A 4,688-nucleotide genomic window follows, 5' to 3' on the forward strand; every position below is an offset into this window, starting at 1 on the left:
ATCGGCGGGTTTTTTGTTGTCTGCGAAAAGCAGATCAGTTGATCACGATGCTGCCATCGGCCTGTTGTTTGTAAATGGTGTAGGGCAGCAGAAATGTATCCAGCACACCCGAAACCGCGGCATCTACCACCAGGCCAAAAGAGGCATTGTTGTAATTGAACGCGTCGACGTCATCCGGTTTTTCGGCGTGCAGCATGCAAAAGTCGTAGGTCGCACCGCTGTAAATGCGCGGAACTGCGCCACAGTAGGTTTTCTCGGTTTTCAGCTGGTCCACGGAAAACTTGTCGCTGAACGCAACCGTTTGCACCGTCCCGCACCCGGTGAGCAATACTGCCGACAGCATCAATGCCTGAAATTTCATTACCGCCAATCCTTCGCCGGAAAAATCTCAATCTACGCCGAACACGCGCAAAAAGCACTCACGCCATCGGCGGCAAGCGGCGTTTGACCGGTGTCTTCTTGACGATCGCAGTGTTGGTTTCGGCCAGCGTGTTGAGGCGGTCGAGCAGGGTGTCGAGCTGTTCCATCGAGCGCACGTGCAGGCGGGCGATGAAGCAGTCCTCCCCGGTGACTTTGTCGCACTCGGTGAATTCCGGAATTGACAGGATCTGTCGTTCCACTTCCTGCAATTGCCCCGGCAGCGGTCTCACCCGGACGATGGCCTGCAGTTGATAGCCGAAGCATTTCGGGTCGATCTCAACCGTATAGCCCTTGAGCACGCCGCGCTCCTCCAGTCGGCGCAGGCGCTCGGCCACGCTGGGCGACGACAGGCCGCTGATCTGCGCCAGTGCCTTGAGCGAGCGGCGTGAGTCTTCCATCAGGGCGCTGATGAGGATCTGGTCGATATCGTCGGTCATGGCGCAACTCCGGCATAAGGCATTTGCGGGAAACCACCCGCGATAAAAAAGGCAAAAATCGAGTTTAGCCTGCTTTTTGCGCTGGAGGCGCAGGGAGCCGGCTTGGCATACTTTGCCCACGCTTTCGTCAAAACGTTTAGGGAGATCGATGATGGACAACTCAATCCGCCGTGGTTCATTGGAAATGACCGCTGCCATGCTGATTTCCGGGACCATTGGCTGGTTCGTGCTGGTCTCCGGGCAGCCGGTGCTGGACGTGGTGTTCTGGCGCTGCGTGTTCGGCGCCGGCACCTTGCTGCTGATCTGTGCCGCGTTCGGCTTCCTGCGTCCGGGCATTCTGACCCGTACCACGTTCCTGTTGGCCGTCCTCAGCGGCGCCGCGATTGTTGGCAACTGGGTGCTGTTGTTCGCTTCGTATTCCCGGGCCTCAATTGCCATCGGGACGGCCGTCTACAACGTGCAGCCGTTCATGCTGGTTGGCCTGGCGGCACTGTTTCTCGGCGAGAAAATCACCTTGCAGAAACTGTTCTGGCTAGCGATTTCCTTCCTTGGCATGCTGGCGATCGTCAGCGCCCACGGCGGGCAGGGCGAGAGCGGTCACGAATATCTGCTGGGCATTGCGCTGGCGCTGGGCGCGGCGTTGCTTTACGCGATCGCGGCGCTGATCATCAAGCGTCTGACCGGCACGCCGCCGCATCTGATCGCGCTGATCCAGGTCTGCACCGGAGTGCTGTTGCTTGCGCCGTTCGCGCACTTCAACGGCTTGCCGCAAACACACGGAGCCTGGGCCAGTCTGGTGACGCTGGGCATCGTCCACACCGGCCTGATGTATGTGCTGCTGTACGGCGCGATCCAGAAACTGCCGACCGCCCTGACCGGTGCGCTGTCGTTCATCTACCCGATTGCGGCGATCTTCGTCGACTGGTTTGCCTTCGGCCATCGCCTGCAAATCCTGCAATGGGTCGGCGTGGCGGCGATTCTGCTGGCCGCCGCCGGGATGCAACAGGGCTGGGGCTTGAAAGCCCGGCGTCAGCTCAGATCGGTTTGATCACAGCCCGGAACAGTCCTTTCAACTGCTGATTGCCGGCATCCACCAGATGGTTGTCGTCAAAGTACAGCGGGACGCCGTCCATGGAGCCCATGCAGTGGCCATCGGGGCACAGGTACGGCGTCGGGTCGATTACCGTCGCGTTACAGCGGCTGGCCGCCGCTTCGATGGTCGCGATGGCGATGCGATTGCGTTTCTCGTAAGCCTGTAACGGCAGGGAAATGTCCGAGGTTTGCCCGAACAACCGCTGATTCAGATTCAAACCCTTGTAGACGCTGAAGGGCATTTCCGGGATCGGTTTGACGATATACACCGGATGGTTTTCAGCGATTGAGCAGACCGTGCTGACGTACTCTTCGGTATAGGCTTCGGCAAACGCGGCCTGACGCTCGGGAAAGGAAATCCGATAGCTGTTTTCCCGCCCTGAATCCGCGTACAGCGCCGCGCGGCTGAACAGCACCACGGGCACGCCGGCGTACGCGGTTTTCAGTTGTTGCAGCTTTTCCTGATTGAAGCCTCGACATTGGCTTTCGACGGTTTTGTCGTGCATGGCGAAGTGCGCCAGGGTCGGGCAACCGCCCCGTGACCAAGACAGCGCCGCTTGAGGGTTATCTATCTGCACCGCTGCTGCAGTCGATTGCGCGTGGCTGTCGCCATACAGAATCACCGACACCTCGCCTGTGCCGAGTTTGCAATCCGCCGCTGCATAAGCGTTGGGGTAGCATTCCTGCGGATACAGTTTGCTGGTGTATTCCGGCTGACCGAGTTCGACCAGCGCCGGGCGCCAATCGGGATGCTGCTTGACCAGCGACGACGTGACTGCCGACACGGCAACCACAGCCACCGTCAGCGACGCGAATTTGATGACTGTGCGTGTGGCGGTCGTACCTTTCTTCACCTTCGATTCCACCAGGTAGAAGGACAGGGTGCCGAGCGTGAACGAGGCGATGATCGCGCCGATCACATGTGGCCAACTGGTCAACAGCCCGCACAAGTACAGCAGCACCACCAGCGGCCAATGCCACAGATACACCGAGTAGGAAATACTCCCGACAAATTGCAGCGCAGAATTGCTGCTGAACACCGACCGGGTATTGCCGTGAATCACCAGCATCGTCCCCCAGCACCGGCAGCAGTGCCAGGTAGCCCGGCCACAGATCGGCTTCAGAAAAGCCCAGCACACTGACGGCAATCGCCAGCAGGCCGAGACTTTCGCAAATCGCGCCGCCGCGCGGGCTCAATCGTAGCGGAAACAAAAAAACCAGGCCGCCAGCGATCATTTCCCAGGCGCGGGTGGGCAGCATGTAGAAGGCGAACGTCGGGTTGACGCGGGTCACGATGATGGACGCCGCGAGCGACATCAACGCCAGGGCAACCAGGGCAAAGCGGGTTTTATCGGCGCCGAAGCACTTGTGCAAACCCATGATCAGCACGGGATAGAGCAGATAGAACTGCCATTCGACCGACAGTGACCAGGTATGCAACAACCAGTTTTCGTGCAGGGGTGCGGCAAAATAATTGCCGCTTTCGGCGAAACTGAAGTTCGAACTGAATAGCAGACTGCTCTTGATCGTGCGGATCGTCTCGCGCAAGTCGTCCAGCGGCAGGTACAGATAACCGAAGACCAGCAGCGTAACGCACAGCACCAGCAGGGCAGGAATAATGCGGCGGGCGCGAGAGGCGTAGAAGCCGAGGAGGGAAAAGTTCTGTTGTTGCACGCCATTGACGATGATGCCGGTCATCAGGAATCCGGAGATGACGAAGAACACGTCAACCCCGGCAAACCCGCCCTCGAACCCTGGCACCTTGAAATGAAACAGCACGACCGACAGCACGGCCAGTGCCCGCAGGGCGTTGATACTCTTCCTGAATTGCATTTATGCGTCCATGTCACATCCGTTGTGGGCGCATTGTAGTGATGGTGTCCGCTTTGTTACACGGATTTTTCCGCTGGCTCAGATGTTCCAGCGCGGCGCCGTCATCGCCAGGCGTTGGCGCAGTTCACCAATGTTCGCGGCCAGTTGTCGGGTCAGCAACCGGTAACCGTCCAGTGTGCTGTAGACCGGAGTGTCGAGACTGGCGTCCGGCAACTCCAGCGGGCGCTGCAGGCGCTGCGTGGCGCCGGACTTCAAGGCCCGGGCCATGCCGATCAGTTGCACGCGGATCACCCGGTGCTCGGCCCGCAGTGCCGATTGCAGGTGCGCCATGGCGTCGGGGTCGTTCGCATCCGGGCGGGTGTTGCCGAGGATTTCCAGCGTGCTGACGCACATGCGCAGGTTGCGTTGAATCGCGTCCAGTTCGGTCATGGAAATTTTCACTTCCTTGGACACCGAAGGCATCAGCGAGCGCAGTTGCACCATCACCGCGGTCACCCTGCCCATCAGCTTCAGGTGTTCATCGGCGCTGACCGGTTGGCCGCTGATGATTCGCCCGTACAACGTGGCGCAGTCGCGCAGGGCATCGGCCAGGTTGTAGCGCCACGAATACACCGCGTACAGCGGCAGGGCGAAGGAAAAGGCGAGGGCCAGGGCGATGCCGATCAGGATGTCGACCCCGCGCCACAAGCCGTCGGTGATCGGGTTGTCGCCATGACCGGCAACGATTAAGACGGTAATCGCCGAGAGCAGGGCGGTGTATCCGCCTTTGCCGATCGCGTGATAGGAGAAGAATCCGCAGACCACCGCCATGGCAAAGTAGGTCAGCCATGGCAGGCCCAGCCATGCCTGTTGCGCCACCAGCACCAGTCCGACGCCGGCACCGATCAGGGKTGCCGGTGGCGCGTT

6 protein-coding genes are annotated in these 4,688 nt (G+C 60.0%); 1 reads left to right on the top strand and 5 read right to left on the bottom strand.

What is annotated here, in order from left to right:
- Nucleotides 1-34: 34 nt before the first annotated feature.
- Together HT737_RS00570 and HT737_RS00575 are read right to left on the bottom strand one after the other, a co-directional pair.
- Nucleotides 35-361 (bottom strand): YceK/YidQ family lipoprotein, encoded by a 327-nt coding sequence (locus HT737_RS00570; protein ID WP_131670327.1) that lies wholly within the window; start codon nt 359-361, stop codon nt 35-37.
- 58 nt (nt 362-419) lie between these two features.
- On the bottom strand, nt 420-857 hold the full coding sequence (locus tag HT737_RS00575) for an Lrp/AsnC family transcriptional regulator (protein ID WP_007915449.1): 438 nt from the start codon (nt 855-857) through the stop codon (nt 420-422).
- 151 nt (nt 858-1,008) lie between these two features.
- Between HT737_RS00575 and HT737_RS00580 the strand changes: the two genes are divergently transcribed.
- Nucleotides 1,009-1,905, top strand: a complete 897-nt coding sequence (locus tag HT737_RS00580; protein ID WP_121185196.1) for a DMT family transporter — start codon at nt 1,009-1,011, stop codon at nt 1,903-1,905.
- Here HT737_RS00580 and HT737_RS31575 read toward each other — a convergent pair.
- From HT737_RS31575 to HT737_RS00590, 3 genes are all read right to left on the bottom strand, one after another.
- Nucleotides 1,892-2,572: an SGNH hydrolase domain-containing protein gene (locus HT737_RS31575; protein ID WP_374011118.1), complete on the bottom strand. Its 681-nt coding sequence runs from the start codon at nt 2,570-2,572 to the stop codon at nt 1,892-1,894. The genes HT737_RS00580 and HT737_RS31575 overlap by 14 nt on opposite strands.
- Nucleotides 2,514-3,782: an acyltransferase gene (locus tag HT737_RS00585; RefSeq protein ID WP_306287123.1), complete on the bottom strand. Its 1,269-nt coding sequence runs from the start codon at nt 3,780-3,782 to the stop codon at nt 2,514-2,516. Before HT737_RS00585 ends, HT737_RS31575 begins: the two co-directional genes overlap by 59 nt.
- A 78-nt stretch (nt 3,783-3,860) precedes the next feature.
- Nucleotides 3,861-4,688, bottom strand: an 828-nt coding sequence (locus HT737_RS00590) for an FUSC family protein (protein ID WP_182400963.1), incomplete at its 5' end; no start/stop codon positions are given.

The organism is Pseudomonas sp. MD195_PC81_125, from assembly GCF_014060985.1.
GTDB classification, from domain to species: domain Bacteria; phylum Pseudomonadota; class Gammaproteobacteria; order Pseudomonadales; family Pseudomonadaceae; genus Aquipseudomonas; species Aquipseudomonas parakoreensis.

What these genes read in the sequence shown, in the direction of transcription:
- HT737_RS00570 (WP_131670327.1), bottom strand. Translation starts at nt 361, where the DNA reads ATGAAATTTCAGGCATTGATGCTGTCGGCAGTATTGCTCACCGGGTGC.
- HT737_RS00575 (WP_007915449.1), bottom strand. Translation starts at nt 857, where the DNA reads ATGACCGACGATATCGACCAGATCCTCATCAGCGCCCTGATGGAAGAC.
- HT737_RS00580 (WP_121185196.1), top strand. Translation starts at nt 1,009, where the DNA reads ATGGACAACTCAATCCGCCGTGGTTCATTGGAAATGACCGCTGCCATG.
- HT737_RS00585 (WP_306287123.1), bottom strand. Translation starts at nt 3,782, where the DNA reads ATGCAATTCAGGAAGAGTATCAACGCCCTGCGGGCACTGGCCGTGCTG.